The following is a 22,942-nucleotide window of genomic DNA, read 5'->3' as shown; positions in this document are numbered from 1 at the left end:
ATTTAGATGTAATAACATAACATAAACTAATCGATTTCCACGACGGACTTGCTCATGAATGCGCTAACGCTCCCGGATATCTGCGCCCAGACGTCCCACACTTCGCTGCCTCTTGAATGGGTGGGCATGCACGGCATCGCCCTGCCGGTCGTATTCGACGGGCAACGCCTCAGCGCAAGAGCTGACGCCGGTGTGAGCCTGGATAACGGCGATGCTCGCGGCATTCACATGTCACGGTTGTATCTCGCACTGGGAATACTTGAACGCGAAAGCCTGACTCCGGCCCTGTTGCGCCAGCTCCTGCAAAGCTTTCTTGATTCCCACCGCGGCCTTGCAAAAAATGCATATTTGAAATTAAGCGCTGAGCTTCTGTTGAGGAGGCCCGCGCTGATAAGTCCTTTGTCGGGATGGAAAAGCTATTCAGTCTGCGTGAGCGCGTCGATGGAAAACGATATGTTCCACGTGGAACTTAGCATCGAGATTCCATATTCCTCGACTTGCCCTTGCTCGGCCGCGCTCGCGAGGCAACTGATTCAGCAGCAATTCATTGAAGATTTCGCCAACCGATCACTGCACCATGCCGACGTATTAGCGTGGCTAGGCTCATCCAATGGCATTGTTGCAACGCCACATAGCCAACGAAGTTATGCGCACCTGCAGGTTCGCCTCGACGATTATCTGGACAATCTGCCGTGGGTGGCCGTGATCAATGACGCAGAAGCCGCTTTGGGAACAGCCGTGCAAACCGCCGTCAAGCGCGCTGACGAGCAAGCTTTTGCGTTGGCCAATGGACAGAATCTGATGTTTTGTGAGGACGCAGCCCGACGATTGAACTTGGCGCTCAAACGTTCTCCAGGCATCAACGGCTTCAAAATTCGCGTGGTCCACAGCGAAAGCCTGCACGCTCATGACGCGGTAGCGCTAAGCCGGTGGAATTGGAGGGTCGACTCCTAAGAACCTGGAATGATCTGCAACTGATGGCGGAATCAGCACACCTGGTCGCCACGGAGATCCGCCAACTCTGAGTTTTCAGAGGACGTAGCGCGCACCCGTGTGGATGGATGCGCGGCTGAAAGGCAGAATAAATTCTGATCTGAAGTGCGGTGACAGCTTAAGCGCGCGGTTTTACCGTTCCGCATTCCTTGCCCAACCAGACTGCGCGAGTATCAAGGCTGCCCTTCTGCTGGATCCCGGTCGCGTTGAAGGTGCCATTCACCTTGGTGGTGAACTCACGATCGCTGAGGAAGGTTGCGACACCAGCACCTTGAGCCTTAGGGCAGCTGAAGCGAAATTTCCACTGGTTACCGGTGCGCTCAGTGATTTCCTGTTTGCAACCCGACTGCGGGTCGGTCAGCGGGATGTTGTCGGATCGCACCTGCTCTGGCGTCAGGCAAGCGCGAATGCCTTTGCCGCCCATGGTGATGCCCTGCTTCTCCAGTTGAGCACGCTGTTCCGGGGTCATCTGGCTTTGAATCTGACCGAGGATCAATTGCAGGTCAGGCAAATTCTGATCATCGACTTTCATGTTGCTCGAGGTCAGTTCCCACAACCCAGGCTGCAACATTTGCGCTTGGGCAGCGACAGGAAGTGTCAAACCAAAAGCCACGGCCAAACCCAGCAGACGTACGTTCATCGTGTAACTCCTGATCAGTAGTGGCCGTTAGACGTCAGCCGCTGGCTTCGGTTCATGGACCAATTAAATAGCGACATTCTGCACGGAACATGGTCTGTTAAGCATTGAAACTTCAGGAGCAAGGCTGCCCCATGGATTATTTCGGCCCGCATGTTTTCGGTTACCTGATCGCGTTGATCCACACGCTCGGCATGATCGCTGCGATCCATGCCGTACTGACCGTCCGCACGGCGCAAGGCTCCATCGCCTGGGCATTGTCACTGTTTTTCATTCCCTATCTCACGCTGATTCCTTATCTGGTATTCGGCCGCAGTACCTTCGATGGCTACATCCAGGCGCGTCGCCAGGCCAACGAGGAAATGCGCAAAGCAATCTCCGAGCTGAACTGGCGCCCGTGGGTTGAAGAGGCGCTGACCGCCCGCGCATCGAGCGCATACGCCTCGTTGAGAGCGATGCCAAAACTGGGACGCATGCCCTGCCTGGCAAACAACGAAGTGCAACTCCTGATCAACGGACAAGCCACGTTCGAATCAATATTCGAGGCCATTCGTGGCGCCAGACAGGCAGTGCTGATTCAGTTTTTCATCATCCACGACGATCGGCTCGGCCGGCGTCTGCAGACGTTGCTACTGGAAAAGGCTGCCGAAGGCGTGGCCGTGTTTCTACTGTATGACCGGATCGGGAGCCATTCCCTGCCTCACAGTTTCGTGCAGCCATTGCGTGATGCCGGTGTGGAAGTCAAAGCGTTCGCCACGCGCAGCGGATGGCTCAATCGCTTCCAGGTCAACTTCCGTAATCACCGCAAGATTGTTGTGGTCGACGGTGTGCTGGGTTTCGTCGGCGGTCACAACGTCGGCGACGAATATATGGGCGAAAAACCGCCACTGGCGCCTTGGCGCGATACCCACGTACGGGTAAGCGGGCCTGTAGTGGCGTGCATGCAGGAATCGTTTGCCGAGGACTGGTTCTGGGCAGCGCGAACACTGCCACCGCTGATCTTGCCCGACGAATATCCTGAAGATGGCGTGCTCTGCCAACTGCTCGCCAGCGGCCCGGCAGACTCCTACGAGACTTGCTCGCTCTTCTTCGTCGAAGCCATCCACGCGGCGACTGAACGCGTGTGGATAACCAGCCCCTACTTCATTCCCGACGAGGCAGTATTCGCAGCGCTCCGACTCGCAGTTTTGCGCGGGGTTGATGTGCGGATCCTCCTGCCTTCACGACCCGATCACCGAATCGTCTACGCCGCCTCCAGCCTCTACGCCTTCGAAGCAGTACGTGCCGGCGTGCGCGTGTTCCGCTACGAACCGGGGTTCCTGCATCAAAAAGTCGTCTTGATCGACAGCGAGATCAGCGCCATCGGCAGCGCAAACATGGATAACCGTTCGTTCCGGCTGAATTTTGAAGTGATGTTGCTGACGGTCGACAGTACATTCGCCGCAGAGGTGGAACAGATGCTCAACGACGATTTCGCCAACGCGTACGAAATCGCAGCGCAAGATCGCCGGGAAACGCGCCGCCTGCAACAGCTAGGCATGCGAGTCGCCCGGTTGATTTCACCGATCCTTTAGGGCGTGTAGATATCGTCGCGGGTCCAGGGCAGCTCATGGCTGCCGTCGACGTGCGTCTTTACGGCAAGCACCTGGTGAAGATTGATCCAGCCCCTGGCGAACGCATAAGCGCATCCAGCGAGGTACAGGCGCCAGATTCGCAATGCCTGCTCGGGCACCAGACCACCCGCGGCTTCGAGGTTGTCTTCCAAGCGTTCGCTCCAGTGGTCGAGCGTGCGAGCGTAGTGCAGACGCAGGCTCTCAACGTCGACAATCTCCAACCCGACCTCACTGATTTGCGCGGAAATCATCGACAGGTGCGGCAGCTCTCCGTTGGGGAATACGTACTTCTCGATGAACTCTCCGGCACCGCGTCCCACAGGTCGTCCGTCCGTGTGCTTCGCCGTGATGCCGTGATTCATCACCAGGCCGCCCTCCCTCACAGCGCCAAACAAGGTGCTGCAATATTCATGAAGATTCGCATGGCCAACGTGTTCGAACATGCCGACGCTGACGATTTTGTCGAAGCGGCCATCTTGCGGCAGGTCACGATAGTCGAGCAGTTGCAGCTCAACCAGATCTTCGAGACCTTCGGCCAATACGCGCTCACGAGCAAGATCAAGCTGTTCTTTGCTCAGCGTAATCCCAAACACCTTTGCGCCAAATTCCCTGGCGGCGTACCGCGCCAGCCCGCCCCAACCGCAACCGACATCCAACAGATACTCGCCAGGCTGAAGTCGCAGCTTGCGGCAAAGGTGACGAAATTTAGCTTGTTGGGCCTGTTCCAGGGATTCACTGCCGGTCTCGAAATAGGCGCAGGAATAGGCCATGTCGCTATCGAGCCACAGTTGATAGAAGGCATTGGAAAGGTCGTAATGGTAGGAGATAGCCTTGGCGTCGGTTTCTTTGTCATGCATGGCGCGGACCGGCTGGTTGTCATCACCTTCATCCAGCAAAGCCTGACTCCACTCATCACAGACACGGATCACGTCGCTGATGGAACCTTCAAGCTCGAGTTTGCCCTCGACGAACGCGGCCCCGAGTGCATCCAGGCTCGGGTGCGTAAATTGAGTCACCATTTGTGGGTCCTTTACCACAATCGTCACGCTGGGCGTCGGGCCCAGATTGAATTCATGGCCATCCCAAAGTCGCAGACGAAGCGGTAACTGCAGATTCTGTAAGGCCGGTGGAAGATGCGCGAGCATGGAAAATCCCCCTTGTTTCAGACGTCTGATTTGAGGGTAGACCATCCATGAAAAATAGCTGGCTATCGATAAATAGCGTTTTTCTATCGGCTTGGTTGCGCCCACCAACATTTGTTCCACGTGGAACGTGTTTCTTTTCTAGACTGGGAGAGCCTATTCATTTGCCTCGCCAACCGGAGTTATTCATGAGTAATTATGATGTCGTGATTTTAGGCGGAGGACCTGGCGGCTATAACGCGGCGATCCGCGCCGGCCAATTGGGTTTGAAGGCTGCCTGCGTAGAGGGTCGCGCAACCCTGGGCGGCACCTGTTTAAATGTCGGTTGCATGCCATCCAAAGCCTTGTTGCACGCGTCAGAACTCTACGATGCTGCCATGGGCACTGAATTCGCCAACCTGGGAATCGAGGTCAAGCCCACGCTTAATCTGACTCAGATGATGAAGCAGAAAGATGAAAGCGTTGCAGGCCTGACCAAGGGCATCGAATTTCTGTTTCGCAAAAACAAAGTCGACTGGATCAAAGGCTGGGGCCATATCGACGGCCCGGGCAAAGTGACGGTAACCGATGGCGCAGGCAACAAGACCGAACTGAGTGCGAAAGACATCGTAATTGCGACGGGTTCTGAACCCACACCCCTGCCCGGCGTGACCATCGATAATCAGCGCATTCTCGATTCCACGGGAGCGCTTGCGCTGGCGGAAGTCCCCAAGCATCTGGTGGTCATTGGCGCCGGTGTCATCGGTCTGGAACTGGGTTCAGTGTGGAGACGCTTGGGCGCGCAGGTTACGGTGATCGAGTTTCTCGATCGGATCTGCCCGGGTGTGGACGGTGAAGCAGGTAAAACGCTGCAGCGCTCGCTGAGCAAACAGGGCATCAACTTCAAGCTGAGTTCCAAAGTAACCAGCGCCACAACGTCGGCGACTGCTGTCCAACTGAGCGTTGAACCGGCGGCCGGTGGAACAGCTGAGCTGCTGGAAGCCGACTACGTATTGGTCGCTATCGGCCGCCGTCCTTACACCCAAGGACTGGGGCTGGAGAATGTCGGCCTGGCCACCGACGCGCGCGGCATGCTCGCCAACCAGAACCATCGGACTGAAGCCGCCGGCGTGTGGGTCATCGGTGATGTAACGTCCGGCCCGATGCTCGCTCACAAGGCTGAAGACGAAGCCATGGCGTGCATCGAACAGATTGTGGGCAAGGCAGGCGAGGTCAATTACAACCTCATCCCCAACGTGATTTACACCAAACCGGAATTGGCCAGCGTCGGCAAAACCGAAGAACAACTCAAGACCGAAGGCCGGGCCTACAAGGTCGGCAAATTCCCCTTCACGGCCAACAGCCGGGCAAAAATCAATCACGAAACCGAAGGCTTTGCCAAAGTGCTGGCCGACGAGCGCACCGATGAAATCCTTGGCGTGCATCTGGTAGGCCCAAGCGTCAGTGAAATGATCGGCGAATACTGCGTGGCCATGGAATTCAGCGCGTCTGCTGAAGACATCGCTTTGACCTGCCACCCTCACCCAACTCGCTCCGAGGCGTTGCGCCAAGCAGCGATGAACGTGGAAGGGATGGCGACACAGATGTGATATCGGAGCTGATCGCTCTCATGTTTCAGGTGAGAGCAATCAGCCCGTCGGCAAATGCGCCAGCGGTAAAGCCCCGGGTGCTTTCACTGTGTTGATCGCGAAGTTGCTGCGGATGTCACTGATACCCGGCAGCTTCAACAATCTCTCGGAGAGAAAGCGATCATAACTACGCAGATCCGGCACAACGACCTGTAACAGGAAATCGGATTCTCCAGATACCAGAAACGCCGAAATCACTTCAGGCAATGCCGTCACCGCAACACGAAAGGCTTCAGCTCGTTCGTCCGTGTGTCGTTCGACTTTGACGCCGACAAAGACGGTCAATCCGAGCCCGACTTCATCCCTGTCCAGGATGGCCTGATAACCGCGAATCACGCCTGCCTCCTCCAGCATCCGTACGCGGCGCAAACACGGCGAGGCCGAAAGACCAATCTCGTCCGCCAGTTGGACATTGCTCAACCGGCCGTCTCGCTGCAGGGCCGAGAGGATTCTGCGATCAAAGGCATCCAGCTTCATAGGGGTAGATCCTGTCGGTAAAACCGGCCTCTGGTAGCCGGTTCTGAGTCTGCTGATCGAGTTCGCCATTCTGATCTTTGTACAGCAGGCGATCAGGCCCTATGTACTCGCTTTCGACGGATGATGAGCCACAATGCCACCGCCGTGAACGCGACCACACCGCCGTACTGCAGCGGCTTTTTATAGGGTCGAAGTGCAGCGCGGATCGGGCTCAACGCCTGGGTCACATAACGCTTGTCCGCATTGTGGAAATTCGGGTATGGACAACGCTCGCCAAAGAACAGCGCCCATGGCACGTAAGGACCTTCCTTGACGTAGCGTTGATAGAAAATCGCTTTTTCGTTCGCATCGGTGTTCCATCCCGTCGCCGCGCACAGCACTGCGGCAAAAGCCTCGCTGGAGTGCGGCAGATTATCAGCAGCGCGGCTGGCCAGTAAATTGGCGACATACCGATAGTGATAACGTTGATCGGGCTGCGCGGCACTGCTCTCCTGACGCTGAACTTCACCCTCAGATACCAGCGGGCCGACATTGAGCGGGGTCGCTTCCAGACTGTAGTTGCCACCGAACGTGGCGTAATCCGGAGCCATCTCGTAGCCAATGATCTCCATCCCCCACTCCCGAGCCATCCAGGCCGAATTAAACAGCGCTTCAGCACGCGTGGTCGGCCACCAGGCCGCTTCGGCTTCCTGACGCAGCTGACCATAAGCCTTGGCTTTGTTTTGCAGGTCAACATCACCGAAATACTCCGGCGCCTGCTCATAGCGCTCCTCTCGCAGTAGCCGCCGTCCGAGCAAGTCACGCAATCTCGCCGCCACCGGCAAAGGTACATAGTTGTCACGAAACTGTTGGCTGTGCACAGGTGGCGCCGGGACGTTGCTGTCCACGTAATGCTTGAGCTCATCGACGGTCAGCACGCGCTCGGCAACCGTGGCAGCATCAAACCAGTAGATGCCGTTACTGCGATAAAGCTGATCGAAGGCCTGAAGATAATCGCCACGTTGCAACGCAAGAATCGCGCTCTCGCCTTCGACCCGGCACCTGGGTTGCAGCGATTCGATTTTCCAGTCCTGCGTTCGTCGCTCGCCCCAGGATTCGTCTTGCGCAAAGGTTTGGGCTGCCTTGGCGTAGGCTGCGGCCGCAGCGGATTTGTCGCCGTCTCGCATCGCCAGTTTCGCCCGCAGCCACCATGCCAGCCCGCCATCCCCTACGTGCTCAAGGAGCGCTTTGGCACTGGGGTAATCACCTTGTTGGTAACTGACCGCCGCCAGGCGATCAGCGTTATCGAAGGTGCCACGGGTGCTGCTTTGCAGAAGCTCGATCAATTTCTTTTCGTTTGGCGGTTGCTCACCAAATGACCAGCCAAGTCGGCTGAGCAACGACGCCGTGACCAGCTGTTGCACCGGCTTGTTTTGCAGCAGCAACGCCAATTGATCGCTCGGCATCGAGCTCAGTTGAGCCGCCAACAGTTTCAGCGAGGTGTAACCCACCGCCGAACCTTGGGCATTCTGTGTGGCGTAAAGCTCGATTGCCCTGCTCCAGTCGCCCGAATCGAGCACTACACGCGCTTGCTCGCCAAGACTGGCGACACCCAGTCCCAGTGGATCGCTAAAACCATCGATGCTCAGTCGTCGCGTCAGCTCGAAGGCCTGCTGCGCCTGATGGAGCAGATCAGACGAAGCATCTGCTCCAGCGTGCATGGCAAACAGCGCACGGCCCAATGAGTAAGCTGCCCAAGTGCTGCGCAAGGCGCGTTGATCAGCCGGGAGCGCCAGCACTCGGTGAAAATATTCGACGGCCAAGGGATAATCACCCGCATGGAAAGCGACAGCGCCCGCCAGATACAGCCTGAATTCACTGGAGAGACTCGCGCCTTGACGGTCGACTTCGTGAGCATCGGTCAAGGTGCGCAAGTGCTTTAGAAGAGTCTGCTGTTCAGCAGTCAGCCCCGCCAATTCGGCCTGACTGCGCTGTTCTGCGAGGTCCAGTACGGCACTGTCGCCGACGGGCACAGCGATTTTCTTCAAACCATCGATGGCCTGCCCGAGACGACTCACCTCGTAGCGGAAATTCCCTTCCGGTAGCTCCGCTAGCGACTGCGCGCGATTGTCGAGCAGGCGCATCGGGAAGTCCGGCCCGCAGGCCACTGCCGTGCCCAACGGCAAACCCAGACCCAGGCATAACAGATGGCGAGGCCAGTTACGGGTCAACATTCGAATTTCCTTGATCAATCGATGCGCACCGCGCCCAGCCGATGGCGCGCTCTCCGCCGGCCAGTATCCGACCTTCACGCAGGCGGGTGAAGGTAAGGAGTTCAGGGCTCTGTTGCAACGTGTAACCGGCCAACGCATCGGCGCCCTCACAACCTCGTGCGGCGAGGGTTATGCGTTCGGGCCAGGCACTGTCGAGGTTGCCCTGATTGCTCAGGCTGATGTCATACAGGCCTTGCTGGCTAGACAGTTTCACCGTCAAGCGACTGTCGAGCGCAACACCCTGTGCTACTGCGCGCAATGTCGTCAGGCTCCACGCCCGGCGATCATGGCTCAACGGAAGACGAAACCAGATCAAGCCCGCCAAATGCGTAGGCGGGTCGTTACGCAAGTCTGCGGCGAGTCGACTCAACTGCTGCGGATCAGCCAACAGCTCCCGCCGCTCTCCCCCTTGCTCCAGTGCAACTTCGCTTTCCACCAGCGGCACACCGTCGCCGGGCAACAGCGCGACACCGTAGGCTGGTAGGGCGAGATAAAAGGGTTTGGCGGTTATGCTGCTCCACCGAATCGCCCATTGCCGTGTCAAAACCGGATCGAACAAACCCCTTTGCGGATCGCTCACCGCGTGCACTTGCAGCACGCTGCTGTCGACCGAAGCCAACAGCGCTGGCAATTGATCGCTGTCGAGCCAAGAGGGTAAGGCAGTGATGCTCAGAGGTAGCGAGGCCGGCAAGACGCTGCGCACCTTCACCAGCAGTTTGCGATACTCCGTCAGCCGCGCCGTCCCTGCGTCGTGATCGATTTCCACGCCAGAGATGATCAAGCCCTGCTCTGCCCAATCATTAAGCAACTGGCGGATCTGCGCAGTGATCTCCTCCTGATTGAGGGCCCGCAGTTGGCCATCGAGACGGACCACCGCAATCAGTGGTCGACCGTCCGCTTTGAGCAATGCGGGGTTGATCCGCGCCCGCACCCAGCCTTCCCGGGGAAACGCCTGCAGAGCTAAAACCCGCAAGTCGGAAAACTCGGCTCGGCTATCACTCAGTGCCGTTTCGTGAGCCGGCGTCCATTGCCGTTGCCAGACGTAGAGCTGCTGATCGAGCGGCGGCCTCTCCACGGGCTCGCAACCCCCGAGCTGCACCAACACCACAAACAGGATCAACAGACGAGCAAGAAAAACCATAAAGCATCCTTTGAGACTGCCAGGAGCAGCGTCTGCCAGATGCTACAGGTCCAACACCAGAGGCTGCGAGCCTTGCGCCGGAATCGCACAGCAAATCAGCACATGTCCCTCATCCGGAACCTCGGCTGGCGGCAGCGGATAGTTGACCAGCCCGCTGATCAGGCGCGTTTTGCAGGTCCCGCAGGAGCCGCCGCGGCAGCTGAATTCCGGTTGCAAACCCCGGCTCTCCGCCAGCTCCAGCAAGCTACCTCCGTCGGGCTGCCAACGCGCCTCTTTCGCTGATCGCTGAAAGACCACCGGCACGGAGGTGGTTGCTGCCGGTGGCTGTTCGATCACCACGGCATCGGGGTCCAGTCGCCGACGCAACGTCGATGGCCCGAATGTTTCGGCGTGAATTCTCGAATCCCGGATGTCCATCTTTCGCAAACTGTCGTACAGACCTTGGGTAAAACCTCCCGGCCCGCACAGGACAAAATCCACCTGATCATAGTCCCCGACTTGCAGCACGCTCTTCAATATGGCGGTGTCGATGCGCCCTACCGTATCGAAGTCTTCGCCCTCCAGCGCGTCAGTTTCCGGCTGACTGAGCAAGCGCACCATATGCACTGCGCCACCAGCGCTTTCGAGCAAACGATCGACCTCCGTGCGAAACGGTTGATCAGCCAAAGTGCGTGAACTCTGCAATATCCACGTCGGACGAATGTGCCTCGTGCGCAAACCTTGATAAACCACTTCGCGCAGCATCGACAACAGCGGCGTAATGCCTACCCCGGCCGCAAGCAACACCAAGGGCCGACGCTCAAGCGCTGAAACGGTGAAATGCCCTTGCGGTGCACGAGCCTCTAGAAAATCGCCCACCTTGAGCTGATCGTGCAAATGCGTAGAGACCACGCCTTCGCGTTTGACGCTGATGCGGAAAAAATCATCCGACGGTGCGCTCGACAAGCTGTAGGTTCGAATGTGCACTGCGCCGTCGATGTTGAACCGCAATGGAAGATGCTGCCCGGCCTGGAAGATCGGCAGACCGACACCGTCGATTGGCTCCAGATAGATCGATCGGATGCTGTGGCTTTCCTGCTCAATCCGAGCCACACGCAGCAGGCGCCAACGGTCACCCAGGGCTTGAGCTTGAAGCCGAGCGTTTGCCTGATCCCAAGTGCCGGTCATCAAACTGTTGGGCGACACGCCGTCGAAACGCCAACGCAAAGATAATGCGGCAGGCCGCCGAACGACGCGTTCCACGTGGAACATCCAAAACCGTTCTGCTCCTAGAAACGCATCAATCTCCGGCCCATCGAGGATAAGCTCGGTTCGTCCGTAGAGATGCAGGAGATCGCCCGTTTCGAAATCGACGAATAAAAGTCCCGCGCGTGGGTTTAGCAGCAGGTTGCCTAAAGTATTGAAATGCAGATTGCCGGCGAAATCCGGAATGGTCAGCCGATTGCCCTCCACCCGGACAAAGCCAGCCTGCCCGCCGCGATGGGAGACGTCGACGGACCGTTCGCCCGCGACGTCTACGTAACTGGCAACGAAGAATGTGTCAGCGGCATTGATCGTCGCCACTGCTGCTTCATCCAGACTGTCGAGACGTGTCGCAACGCGTCGAAGGATCCGCCAGAGGTACGGAATGAAACTGGCGCAACTGAATGTACTGCGGGCAGTTGCCGAAAGACTGTTCGACCGACACGTCGAAGCCGCTTGCGGACAGCGCATCAATGCGCCCGTTGAGGCGATTGCGGCGGCGGGAGTGCAGCTCGATTCCCAGCAAGCCGATCGCCGCACCGCCACTCAGTTGCGCCGGGTCATCAGCGGCCGGCAAGCTGTTGAAATGCAACGTGCCCGGTGCCGGCGAATGCGCGAAGCCAGGTTCGCCTTCGAGAATGCTCGCCCATGGGTTGCCTTGTGGATCGACCGCTCCGTACACCATGAACGGCAATTGCTGATAAAACTTGCGGTGCTGATCAGGCATTTCGCTGCGAATGACCTTGCGCCCGAATGCTTCCATCCGATCGGCGACACCCACGTGTTGCTGCAATTGCTTTTCGCCTGCGTGCCACGGTGAACGATCCATAACGGCTTCTCCCCTGCACCCTCGGCGCAGCGTGACTGACCTAACGTGTCGGCTACAGATTCAAGCGCTTGCTTGCAAACCGACCGCCGTGCGCGGCATGCCGACAAATCCGGGCAAAGCTTCAACTCGAGCCAGCCACGCCCGGATACTCGGGTAGGCATCCAGCGAGACGTTGCCTTCAGGTGCATGGGCGATGTAACTGTACGCCGCGACATCTGCGATGGTGGGTTCGTCGCCGACCAGGAACGTAGCGCCAGCCAGTTCTTGATCAATCATCTTCAGCCAGGTGTGGGCGTAAGCGATGACTTCTTCAGCGTTATAAGCGGCGCCGAACACCGTAATCAGCCGCGCTCTGGCGGGACCAAAAGCAATAGGGCCGGCTGCCATCGAGAGCCAACGCTGCACGTGCGCCGCGCCAACCGGATCAGCTGGCAGCCACCGACCTTCGCCATATTTCTGCGCCAGATACACCAGAATCGCATTGGAGTCGGCGAGCACCACACCTTGGTCATCAATGGCCGGCACCTGACCCAGCGGGTTGATCGCAAGAAAATCGGGTTGCTTGTGCTCGCCCTTCGCCAGGTCGACAAATACCAGCTCGGTCGGCAATTGCATCAGGGAAAGCATCAGCTCCACACGGTGAGCGTGGCCTGAACGCGGGAAATTGTAGAGTTTGATGGCTTGCATGATCGACTCCGCTGTTGGTGGCGCCACTCAGGAAGATCAACGCCAATAGCCGCCAATCTTCCTCTCGCCGTCCCGCCAACAGAATCACCATTCGCTGCAATCCGTTATTTCAGCCAGTGCAATAAACCTCAGACGTGCAAGGCGGGGTGATCGCGCAACGCTGCCACCATCAGATCGACAAAGCTGCGAATCCGCGCCGGAGCCTTACGCCCGCCTTGGTAGATCACATGAACGGGCTGTGGCGGCAGCTCGAAATCGGCAAGAACAATTTCCAGATCCCCCGCCGCCACTCGGCTGGCGACCTGATAAGACAGCACCCGAGTGAAACCCAGACCCAGGCAGGCGGCGTTAATGGCCGCCTGATTCGACGTCACCACCAGGCGAGGTTCAGGGCGCAACGTCAGCGGCATTCCAGCTTCCTGAAAAGGCCAGCTGCGCTGTTGACCAATGGCCGAGGTCGCAACGATCGGCACGTCAGCCAGCCCTTGAGGATGCTGCGGTCGGCCATAAGCCTCGAGACATTGCGGTGACGCACAAATCACTCGCCGGACTTCACCGACGCGGATCGCGTGCTGGTTGCTGTCCGGCAATTCGGCAATGCGCACGGCGACATCGATGCCCTCCTCCGCCATGCTCACCACACGATCAAGGAGCAATGCGTTAATGGTGACGTCGGGGAATCGAGTCAGGTAATCAACCATAACCGGCGTCACGAACAATTCACCAAACAATACCGATGCCGTGATCGACAACTGCCCACGCGGTTGGGCGTGACTGCCTGCTGCCGAATCCTCGGCTTCCTGCACTTCGGCGAGAATTCTTCGACAATCCTCAAGGTAGCGTTGACCCGCCTCGCTCAGGTGCACGCTGCGAGTGGTGCGCGTCAGCAACGGCGTGCCGATGCGTTTCTCCAACGCTGCCACAGCGCGAGTGACACTGGCAGCCGACATGCCTAACCGCCGAGCCGCCGCAGAAAACCCCTGATCCTGAGCAACAGCGGCGAACACCTGCATTTCCTGAAATCGGTCCACTGGACATGTCCTCGGTTTGCAGCTGCCGGGTTTGCGTTGGCGGTGATCTAGCGCAGGTTCAGATAAATCGGCATCACATGATCAAGCGTCAAGGGTGCCAACTGTAAGTGTGCGTAGTTATCACGGTCGACCCATATTGCCGACTCAATCTCCGCGGCAGCCTGGACCGGAGCGCTCACGTTAACCCGGAACAATTCGCAGCGTACCTCGAAGCCGGGTTCGTTAGCGGCGGGCGCACTGAAAGCGCCTAAAAATTTCGCTTGAGCCGTATCGATCTGAATGCCGAGTTCTTCATCCAGCTCACGGGCCAAGGCCTGCACAGCCAGTTCGCCGGGTTCGATCTTACCCCCGGGCTGCATGAAAAAAGCCGTGTTGCGTTTGCGTACCAAGAGGGTCCTGCCGTCGGAGCCCATCAATAGAGCGGCGGCGATGTGAATTGTTCGGGTCATGGACTGGCCTTTGATAGCCGTGGAAGGATGTGGATAGCGGCTGCTTGGCTTGGCTGAAACGCGAAGCCAGGAAACCCGTCGGGTTTCCTGGCTGCGTAAGTAGATCGTCCAGGCTACTGGAGGTCAATCGATGGTCTCCATACTGCAGCTGTGTAGCGGCTGTGTAACATCGACCGGGCTGTGGATAACTTATTCCACAGTCACCGACTTCGCCAGGTTGCGCGGCTGATCAACGTCAGTGCCTTTGAGCACAGCAACGTAGTACGACAGCAACTGCAGCGGGATGGTGTAGAGGATCGGCGAGAGGATGTCGTGGATGTGCGGCATGTGCACAACGTGCGTGCCTTCGCCATTGGTCATGCCAGCCTGCTCGTCAGCAAACACGATCAGCTCGCCGCCGCGGGCGCGGACTTCTTGAAGGTTGGATTTGAGCTTCTCAAGCAGCTCGTTGTTCGGCGCGACGGTAACCACCGGCATGTCGTTATCCACAAGCGCCAACGGACCGTGTTTCAATTCACCGGCCGGATAAGCCTCAGCGTGGATGTAGGAGATTTCCTTGAGCTTGAGAGCGCCTTCCATCGCTACCGGGAATTGTGCACCGCGACCCAGGAACAATGTGTGGTTCTTCTCTGCAAACAGCTCGGCGATTTTCTCGACGGTGCTGTCCATGGCCAAGGCTTCACCCAGACGAGTTGGCAGCCGGCGCAATTCTTCGACCAGAGTGGCTTCAACGCCTTCGGCCAAGGTGCCGCGAACCTGGCCAAGGGACAGGGTCAGCAGCAACAGACCGACCAGTTGAGTGGTGAACGCTTTGGTGGAAGCTACGCCAATTTCGCGACCCGCTTGAGTCAGCAGTGTCAGGTCGGATTCGCGCACCAGCGAGCTGATGCCGACGTTGCAGATGGCCAGGCTGGCGAGGAAACCCAGCTCCTTGGCATTGCGCAGGGCGGCCAAAGTGTCAGCGGTTTCACCCGACTGCGAAATGGTCACGAACAATGTATCAGGCTGCACCACAACTTTGCGGTAGCGGAACTCACTGGCCACTTCCACCTGGCACGGGATGCCGGCCAGTTCTTCCAGCCAGTAACGGGCAACCATGCCCGCGTGGTAACTGGTGCCGCAGGCGACGATTTGCACGTTGCGCACTTTCGCAAACAGCTCGGCAGCTTGTGGACCAAATGCCTGTACCAGCACGCCATTCGGACTCAAGCGGCCTTCGAGGGTGCGTTGCACAACGGCCGGTTGCTCGTGGATTTCCTTGAGCATGAAATGACGGAACTCGCCCTTGTCAGCAGCTTCCGCACCGTCGCGGTATTGCACGGTCTCACGCTGGACGGCTGCACCGCTGACGTCCCAGATTTGCACCTCATCGCGACGGATTTCAGCGATATCGCCTTCTTCCAGGTACATGAAACGGTCGGTGACCTGACGCAGGGCCAACTGATCAGAAGCAAGGAAGTTTTCGCCCATACCCAAACCGATGACCAGCGGGCTGCCGCTACGGGCCGCGACCAGACGGTCCGGCTGCTTCGCGCTTATCACGGCCAGGCCATAGGCACCGTGCAGCTCTTTGACAGTCGCTTTGAGGGCCACGGTCAGGTCTGGCAGTTCCTTGAGTTTATGGTTCAACAGGTGTGCAATCACCTCGGTGTCAGTGTCCGAGGTGAACACGTAACCCAAGGCTTTGAGTTGTTCACGCAGGGCTTCATGGTTTTCAATGATGCCGTTATGCACCACCGCCAGATCGCCGGAGAAATGCGGGTGAGCATTGCGTTCGCAAGGCGCGCCATGAGTGGCCCAGCGAGTGTGCGCGATACCCAGGCGACCAAGAAGCGGCTCGGCTTCCAGTGCAATTTCCAGCTCGCTGACTTTGCCTGGACGACGGGTGCGCTCGATCTTTTCATCGTTGGTATAGACCGCCACGCCGGCGCTGTCGTAACCACGGTATTCCAGGCGCTTGAGGCCTTCGAGCAAGATGGCAGTGATGTTACGTTCTGCGACTGCGCCAACAATTCCACACATGCTATTTCTCCTGGACCGGCGCGCAAATCAAATTGATGCCGCGAGCCTGTATTTGATCGCGTGCCTCGGGCGGCAGCCGATCATCTGTAATAAGGGTATGGACGCTGCCCCAGGGCAGTTCCAGGTTGGGGATTTTGCGGCCGATCTTGTCGGCCTCGACCATCACCACGACTTCCCGAGCGACTTCAGCCATGACACGGCTCAGCCCGAGTAATTCGTTGAAAGTCGTGGTACCGCGCAATAGATCGATGCCATCGGCACCGATGAACAGCTGATCAAAGTCATAGGAGCGTAGAACTTGCTCGGCGACCTGACCCTGGAAAGACTCGGAATGCGGGTCCCAGGTGCCACCGGTCATCAACAGCACCGGCTCGTGTTCGAGTTCGCTCAAGGCTTTGGCAACGTGCAGGGAGTTGGTCATGACCACCAGGCCTGGCTGCTGGCCCAGCTCCGGGATCATCGCAGCGGTCGTACTGCCGCTGTCGATGATGATTCGAGCGTGCTCGCGGATCCGCTTAACTGCTGCGCGGGCGATTGCCTGTTTGTGCCGGGACACTGGCTGCCCGACATCGGCCACCAATTCCTGAGGCATGGTGATCGCACCGCCGTAACGACGCATCAGCAAACCATGAGTTTCCAGCGCTGCGAGATCCTTTCGAATCGTAACTTCCGAAGTTTCGAACCGCTTGGCCAGTTCGTCCACACTCACTTCACCCTGCGCGTTGAGCAAGGCAATTATGTTGTGGCGACGTTGTGGTGTATTGCGTTTCGACATGACGAGTAAGTTTCGATTCGAAAGATAACGTAAGCAATCAAAACCTATTAGCGAAACTTCGTCAAGCGAGAACGATGAAATGGCTTTTGTGAGACCTGTAGAAGCCGGCTTCCTGGCGATGCGTCTCATCTGACGTATCGCATCGATCTGAGCGCTGGCAAGCCAGCTCCTACAGGGTTGTGGATAACTTACGGCTTTTTGATTTTCTCCGGACGTTTCCAGCCGTCGATGTTGCGCTGACGTGCACGGCCCACCGCCAACTGTGAGTTATCCACATTCTGAGTGATGGTCGACCCGGCTGCAGTAGTCGCACCGTTGGCGATTTCCACAGGGGCTACCAACGAATTGTTGGAACCGATGAACACGTCCTCGCCCAAAACGGTCTTCCACTTGTTGGCACCGTCGTAGTTGCAAGTGATCGTACCCGCGCCAACGTTGGTGCGAGCGCCGACCTCGGCATCGCCCAGGTAAGTCAGATGACCGGCTTTGGCGCCTTCGCCCAAGTGAGCATTTTTCAGCTCGACAAAGTTACCCACATGCGCGCGCGCATCCAGCACCGTACCCGGACGCAGGCGTGCAAACGGGCCAGCATCACTGCCTTCACCGAGAATCGCGCCGTCGATGTGACTGTTGGCTTTGATCACTGCGCCTTTGCGCAGGGTGCTGTCCTTGATCACGCAATTCGGGCCGATGATAACGTCGTCTTCAATAACGACCTTGCCCTCAAGAATCACATTGATGTCGATCAGCACGTCACGCCCGACAGTGACTTCGCCACGAACATCGAAACGTGCCGGATCGCGCAAGGTGACACCTTGAGCCATCAAGCGGCGGCCGGCGCGCAATTGATAGTGACGCTCCAGCTCGGAAAGCTGCTTGCGATCATTGGCGCCCTGCACTTCCATCGCGTCGTGTGGCTGTTCGGTCGCCACCACCAAGCCGTCGCTGACCGCCATCGCAATGACGTCGGTCAGGTAATACTCGCCTTGGGCGTTGTTGTTGGACAGACGACTCATCCAGCCACCCAGTTGCGCAAAAGGCAGCGCCAGAATACCTGTGTTGCCTTCGCTGATCGCGAGCTCGGTTTCGTTGGCATCTTTCTGCTCGACGATGGCAGTTACTTTGCCATCGGCGTTTCGGACAATGCGGCCGTAGCCCGTCGGATCGTCCAGTTCAACTGTGAGCAAACCGAGTTGCTGCGGGGCAACCTGCTTGAGCAGGCGCTGCAATGTCTCGACTTCGATCAGCGGCACGTCACCGTAAAGAATCAACACAGTGTCGGCTTTAATGAACGGCACCGCTTGAGCCACGGCGTGGCCAGTGCCCAGCTGTTTGTCCTGCAGGACGAAATTCAGATCATCGGCGGCCAGACGATCACGTACAGCATCGGCACCGTGGCCGATCACCACGTGGATGCGCTGCGGATCAAGTTGACGTGCGCTGTGGATAACATGGCCAAGCATCGAGTTGCCGGCTATCGGATGCAAAACTTTCGGCAGAGCCGAACGCATGCGAGTGCCCTGACCAGCAGCGAGAATAACAATTTCGAGAGACATGACTGGCTACCAATCCTGGGTGGTCAGCGGCTGTGACCGGGTTTATGAAAATCGAAAAAAGAAAAAAGGGTAGCCGAGGCTACCCTTTTTTATCAATCGCGCAACAAGTGATGGCCTGTTAGTGGCCAAACTTCTTGCGGATCTGCTGGACGGTGCGCAGCTGAGCTGTTGCCTCGGCCAGACGTGCGGCAGCAGAACCGTAATCGAATTCCGCGCCCCGCTCATGCAAGGCCTTCTCGGCAGCCTTAACGGCTTCCTGAGCGGAGGCTTCGTCCAGGTCGGCAGCACGCTGCACGGTGTCGGCAAGAACCTTAACCATGTTCGGCTGAACCTCGAGGAAACCGCCGGAGATGTAATACACCTCCTCTTCCCCGCCCTGCTTGACCAGGCGGATCGGACCCGGTTTGAGATTAGTGATCAGCGGCGCGTGGCCCAGGGCGATACCAAGATCACCGAGTGCACCGTGCGCAATCACCATCTCGACCAGGCCGGAGAAGATTTCCCCTTCCGCGCTGACGATATCGCAATGGACTGTCATAGCCATCTGATTGCCTCAAACTAAATTAGCGCCCGTTACCGGGCGCCGGGATTACAGTTTCTTGGCTTTCTCGATCGCTTCTTCGATGCCGCCTACCATGTAGAACGCTTGTTCTGGCAGGTGGTCGTAGTCACCGTTGAGGATGCCTTTGAAGCCAGCAATGGTGTCTTTCAGGGAAACGTACTTACCCGAAGCACCGGTGAAGACTTCAGCCACGAAGAACGGCTGCGACAAGAAACGCTGGATCTTACGAGCACGGTTTACCAACTGCTTGTCGGCTTCCGACAGCTCGTCCATACCCAGGATCGCAATGATGTCCTTCAGTTCTTTGTAACGCTGCAGAACATACTGAACGCCGCGAGCGGTGTCGTAGTGTTCCTGGCCGATCACGTTCGGGTCCAGCTGACGCGAAGTCGAGTCGAGTGGATCGACCGCCGGGTAGATACCCAGGGAGGCGATGTCACGGGACAGAACGACGGTGGCGTCCAAGTGGGCGAAAGTGGTCGCTGGCGACGGGTCAGTCAAGTCATCCGCCGGTACGTATACCGCCTGGATCGAGGTGATCGAACCGTTTTTGGTCGAAGTGATACGCTCTTGCAGAGTACCCATCTCTTCGGCCAGGGTCGGCTGGTAACCTACTGCGGAAGGCATACGGCCCAGCAGTGCGGATACTTCAGTACCGGCCAGGGTGTAACGATAGATGTTGTCGACGAACAGCAGAACGTCGTTACCTTCGTCACGGAACTTCTCGGCCATGGTCAGGCCAGTCAGTGCTACGCGCAGACGGTTACCCGGCGGCTCGTTCATCTGACCGTAAACCAGTGCCACTTTGTCCAGAACGTTGGAATCCTTCATCTCGTGGTAGAAGTCGTTACCCTCACGAGTACGCTCACCCACACCGGCGAACACGGAATAACCGCTGTGCTCGATGGCGATGTTACGGATCAGTTCCATCATGTTTACGGTTTTGCCTACACCGGCACCACCGAACAGACCGACTTTACCGCCCTTGGCGAACGGGCAAACCAGGTCGATAACCTTGATGCCGGTTTCCAGCAGGTCGTTGCCGCCCGCTTGTTCAGCGAAGGTTGGCGCAGGACGGTGAATGCCCCAGCGCTCTTCGGTGTCGATTGGACCCGCTTCGTCGATCGGGTTACCCAGAACGTCCATGATCCGGCCCAGCGTCGCTTTACCGACCGGTACGGAGATGGCTGCGCCGGAGTCGGTGACTTCCAGACCGCGCTTCAAGCCCTCGGTGGAACCCATCGCAATGGTACGAACCACGCCGTCGCCCAGCTGCTGCTGAACTTCCAGGGTGGTTTCGGCCGCGCTCAGTACTTTCAGCGCGTTGTAGATGCTCGGTACGCTGTCGCGTGGAAATTCCACGTCGATAACGGCGCCGATGATTTGAACGATACGTCCGCTACTCATAGCTGGATCCTCTGAATATTTGAACCGTTAAACCGCGGCAGCGCCGCCGACGATTTCCGAGATCTCTTGGGTGATCGCAGCCTGACGCGCCTTGTTGTAGACCAGCTGCAAATCGCTGATCAAATCACCGGCGTTGTCGGTAGCGTTCTTCATCGCGATCATCCGCGCAGCTTGTTCAGCCGCGTTGTTCTCGACCACCGCCTGGTAGACCTGCGACTCCACGTAGCGGACCATCAAGCCGTCAAGCAGCTCTTTGGCGTCCGGTTCGTACAGATAATCCCAGTGGTGCTTGAGTTCCTGTTCCGGGGTTGCCACCAGTGGAATCAACTGCTCCACGGTAGGCTGTTGCGTCATGGTGTTGATGAACTTGTTGGATACCACGGACAGGCGATCAATACGGCCGTCCAGGTAGGCATCCAGCATCACCTTGACGCTGCCGATCAAATCATTGATCGACGGCTCTTCACCCAGGTGGCTGATAGCTGCTACGACGTTACCGCCGAAGTTGCGGAAGAAAGCCGCACCCTTGCTACCAACAACACACAGATCGATCTCGACGCCGTTTTCGCGGTTTACCGCCATGTCCTTGACCAAAGCCTTGAACAGGTTGGTGTTCAAGCCACCACACAGACCACGGTCACTGCTCACCACGACATAACCGACGCGCTTTACTTCACGGTCGAGCATGAACGGGTGGCGATATTCCGGGTTGGCGTTGGCCAGATGACCAATAACCTGGCGGATGCGCTCCGCGTAAGGACGGCTAGCAGCCATGCGCATTTGTGCCTTGCGCATTTTACTGACCGCCACTTTTTCCATGGCGCTGGTAATCTTTTGCGTGCTTTTGATGCTCGCAATCTTACTGCGAATCTCTTTTGCGCCTGCCATGTAACACCTATCAGGTTAGCAAGCGGGAGCCTTGCGGCTCCCGCTGCGGCTTACCAGGTTTGGGTGGCCTTGAACTTCTCGATACCGGCTTTCATGCCAGCGTCGATTTCGTCATTGAAGTCACCCTTCACGTTGATCTTCGCCATCAAATCGGCGTGATCGCGGTTGAAGAAAGCAATCAGCGCTTGTTCGAAGCTGCCGATCTTGGCGATTTCAACGTCAGTCAGGAACCCACGCTCAGCGGCATACAGCGACAGCGCCATGTCAGCAATCGACATTGGTGCGTATTGCTTCTGCTTCATCAGCTCGGTAACGCGCTGACCATGCTCAAGTTGCTTACGGGTCGCTTCGTCCAGGTCAGAAGCGAACTGGGCGAATGCCGCCAGTTCACGGTACTGAGCCAGAGCGGTACGGATACCACCGGAGAGCTTCTTGATGATCTTGGTCTGAGCGGCACCACCCACACGGGATACCGAAACACCGGCGTTCACTGCAGGACGGATCCCGGAGTTGAACATGGCCGATTCCAGGAAGATCTGACCGTCGGTGATCGAAATCACGTTGGTCGGAACGAACGCGGAAACGTCGCCAGCCTGGGTTTCGATGATCGGCAGTGCGGTCAGGGAACCGGTTTTGCCGGTCACTGCGCCGTTGGTGAACTTCTCTACGTATTCTTCCGAAACGCGGGATGCGCGCTCCAGCAGACGGGAGTGGAGATAGAACACGTCGCCTGGGTAAGCTTCACGGCCTGGTGGACGGCGCAGCAGCAGGGAAATCTGGCGGTAAGCCACTGCTTGCTTGGACAGATCGTCATAAACGATCAGCGCGTCTTCACCGCGGTCGCGGAAGAATTCACCCATGGTGCAACCGGAGTACGGAGCCAGGAACTGCAGTGCTGCAGATTCCGAAGCGCTCGCTGCGACAACGATGGTGTTAGCCAGCGCGCCGTTTTCTTCCAGCTTGCGAACCACGTTGGCGATGGTCGATTGCTTCTGACCGATCGCTACGTAGACGCAGAAAATACCGCTGTTTTTCTGGTTGATGATCGCGTCGATCGCCAGAGCGGTTTTACCGATCTGACGGTCACCGATGATCAGCTCACGCTGGCCACGGCCGACAGGAATCATGGCATCGACAGCCTTGTAGCCAGTCTGTACAGGCTGGTCTACCGACTTACGCCAGATCACGCCTGGAGCAACTTTCTCGACCGCATCGGTCTCGGTGTTGTTCAGCGGACCTTTGCCGTCAACAGGGTTACCCAGTGCGTCGACTACGCGACCCAGCAGTTCCTTACCAACCGGAACTTCGAGGATGCGGCCAGTGCACTTGGCGCTCATGCCTTCAGCCAGAGACTGATAGGAGCCCAATACAACGGCACCTACGGAGTCTTGCTCGAGGTTGAGAGCCATACCGAAGACGCCGCCCGGAAACTCGATCATCTCGCCGTACATTACGTCGGCCAGACCGTGAATCCGCACGATACCGTCAGATACGCTGACGACTGTGCCTTCGTTACGGGCTTGGGAGGTCACATCGAGCTTGTCGATGCGGCCCTTGATAATTTCACTTATTTCGGAAGGATTGAGTTGCTGCATTGCTCTGCTGCCCCTT

General features: G+C 57.8%; 18 protein-coding genes and 1 pseudogene. 3 read left to right on the top strand and 16 right to left on the bottom strand.

Features of this window, described 5'->3' with window-relative positions; genetic code table 11:
- The first annotated feature begins 54 nt into the window (after nucleotides 1-54).
- On the top strand, nucleotides 55-954 hold the full coding sequence (gene folE2 / locus ACYZTS_RS07415) for a GTP cyclohydrolase FolE2 (protein WP_461995053.1): 900 nt from the start codon (nucleotides 55-57) through the stop codon (nucleotides 952-954).
- A 157-nt stretch (nucleotides 955-1,111) separates the two neighbouring features.
- Here folE2 and ACYZTS_RS07410 read toward each other — a convergent pair whose 3' ends face one another.
- Nucleotides 1,112-1,633, bottom strand: coding sequence for a DUF3617 domain-containing protein (locus tag ACYZTS_RS07410; RefSeq protein ID WP_028620385.1), 522 nt, complete (start codon nucleotides 1,631-1,633; stop codon nucleotides 1,112-1,114).
- A 131-nt stretch (nucleotides 1,634-1,764) separates the two neighbouring features.
- Between ACYZTS_RS07410 and cls the strand changes: the two genes are divergently transcribed.
- Complete coding sequence (gene cls / locus ACYZTS_RS07405; protein WP_461995051.1) at nucleotides 1,765-3,204, top strand: cardiolipin synthase; 1,440 nt, start codon at nucleotides 1,765-1,767, stop codon at nucleotides 3,202-3,204.
- Here the strand turns inward: cls and cfaB are convergent.
- A complete protein-coding gene (gene cfaB, locus ACYZTS_RS07400) occupies nucleotides 3,201-4,388 on the bottom strand; it encodes a C17 cyclopropane fatty acid synthase CfaB (RefSeq protein WP_028620383.1) in 1,188 nt (395 codons plus the stop codon). The two genes, cls and cfaB, sit on opposite strands and share 4 nt — an antisense overlap.
- A gap of 185 nt (nucleotides 4,389-4,573) precedes the next feature.
- Between cfaB and lpdA the strand changes: the two genes are divergently transcribed.
- Nucleotides 4,574-5,974: a dihydrolipoyl dehydrogenase gene (gene lpdA / locus ACYZTS_RS07395; protein WP_028620382.1), complete on the top strand. Its 1,401-nt coding sequence runs from the start codon at nucleotides 4,574-4,576 to the stop codon at nucleotides 5,972-5,974.
- Between the two features lie 39 nt (nucleotides 5,975-6,013).
- Here lpdA and ACYZTS_RS07390 read toward each other — a convergent pair whose 3' ends face one another.
- The 14 genes and pseudogenes from ACYZTS_RS07390 to atpA all read right to left on the bottom strand — a co-directional run bounded on the left by ACYZTS_RS07390 (nucleotide 6,014) and on the right by atpA (nucleotide 22,926).
- Entirely contained in the window at nucleotides 6,014-6,490 is a 477-nt protein-coding gene (locus tag ACYZTS_RS07390) for an Lrp/AsnC family transcriptional regulator (protein WP_461995049.1), read from the bottom strand.
- Nucleotides 6,491-6,582: 92 nt separating this feature from the next.
- A complete protein-coding gene (locus ACYZTS_RS07385; RefSeq protein ID WP_461995047.1) occupies nucleotides 6,583-8,703 on the bottom strand; it encodes a hypothetical protein in 2,121 nt (706 codons plus the stop codon).
- Nucleotides 8,690-9,883 (bottom strand): DUF3142 domain-containing protein, encoded by a 1,194-nt coding sequence (locus ACYZTS_RS07380; RefSeq protein WP_461995045.1) that lies wholly within the window; start codon nucleotides 9,881-9,883, stop codon nucleotides 8,690-8,692. The genes ACYZTS_RS07385 and ACYZTS_RS07380 overlap by 14 nt, the downstream gene beginning before the upstream one ends.
- Nucleotides 9,884-9,925: 42 nt before the next feature.
- Nucleotides 9,926-11,954, bottom strand: a pseudogene (locus tag ACYZTS_RS07375) (pyridoxamine 5'-phosphate oxidase family protein).
- A 60-nt stretch (nucleotides 11,955-12,014) separates the two neighbouring features.
- The gene (locus ACYZTS_RS07370; protein ID WP_028620313.1) at nucleotides 12,015-12,641 is read right to left on the bottom strand and encodes a glutathione S-transferase family protein; all 627 of its coding nucleotides are present in this window, start codon (nucleotides 12,639-12,641) and stop codon (nucleotides 12,015-12,017) included.
- Nucleotides 12,642-12,769: 128 nt separating this feature from the next.
- Nucleotides 12,770-13,672 (bottom strand): LysR family transcriptional regulator, encoded by a 903-nt coding sequence (locus ACYZTS_RS07365; protein ID WP_461995043.1) that lies wholly within the window; start codon nucleotides 13,670-13,672, stop codon nucleotides 12,770-12,772.
- 47 nt (nucleotides 13,673-13,719) lie between these two features.
- A complete protein-coding gene (locus ACYZTS_RS07360) occupies nucleotides 13,720-14,121 on the bottom strand; it encodes an NUDIX hydrolase (protein ID WP_461995041.1) in 402 nt (133 codons plus the stop codon).
- A 189-nt stretch (nucleotides 14,122-14,310) separates the two neighbouring features.
- Complete coding sequence (gene glmS, locus ACYZTS_RS07355) at nucleotides 14,311-16,143, bottom strand: glutamine--fructose-6-phosphate transaminase (isomerizing) (protein ID WP_028620316.1); 1,833 nt, start codon at nucleotides 16,141-16,143, stop codon at nucleotides 14,311-14,313.
- 1 nt (nucleotide 16,144) lies between these two features.
- Nucleotides 16,145-16,918 carry a DeoR/GlpR family DNA-binding transcription regulator gene (locus ACYZTS_RS07350; protein WP_461995039.1) on the bottom strand — a complete coding sequence of 258 codons (774 nt, stop codon included), beginning with the start codon at nucleotides 16,916-16,918 and terminating at the stop codon, nucleotides 16,145-16,147.
- A 188-nt stretch (nucleotides 16,919-17,106) separates the two neighbouring features.
- Complete coding sequence (gene glmU / locus ACYZTS_RS07345; protein ID WP_461995037.1) at nucleotides 17,107-18,474, bottom strand: bifunctional UDP-N-acetylglucosamine diphosphorylase/glucosamine-1-phosphate N-acetyltransferase GlmU; 1,368 nt, start codon at nucleotides 18,472-18,474, stop codon at nucleotides 17,107-17,109.
- A 118-nt stretch (nucleotides 18,475-18,592) separates the two neighbouring features.
- Nucleotides 18,593-19,018, bottom strand: coding sequence for a F0F1 ATP synthase subunit epsilon (locus tag ACYZTS_RS07340; RefSeq protein WP_028620319.1), 426 nt, complete (start codon nucleotides 19,016-19,018; stop codon nucleotides 18,593-18,595).
- A 45-nt stretch (nucleotides 19,019-19,063) separates the two neighbouring features.
- Nucleotides 19,064-20,443, bottom strand: a complete 1,380-nt coding sequence (gene atpD / locus ACYZTS_RS07335) for a F0F1 ATP synthase subunit beta (protein ID WP_028620320.1) — start codon at nucleotides 20,441-20,443, stop codon at nucleotides 19,064-19,066.
- Between the two features lie 27 nt (nucleotides 20,444-20,470).
- Nucleotides 20,471-21,331, bottom strand: coding sequence for a F0F1 ATP synthase subunit gamma (gene atpG, locus ACYZTS_RS07330; protein ID WP_150582364.1), 861 nt, complete (start codon nucleotides 21,329-21,331; stop codon nucleotides 20,471-20,473).
- A gap of 50 nt (nucleotides 21,332-21,381) precedes the next feature.
- Entirely contained in the window at nucleotides 21,382-22,926 is a 1,545-nt protein-coding gene (gene atpA / locus ACYZTS_RS07325; RefSeq protein WP_008155713.1) for a F0F1 ATP synthase subunit alpha, read from the bottom strand.
- Nucleotides 22,927-22,942 lie beyond the last annotated feature (16 nt).

This window comes from Pseudomonas sp. TMB3-21 (assembly GCF_054898145.1).
Note: the sequence above shows the minus strand (reverse complement) of the source record. Positions and strands in the feature narration are given on the sequence as shown.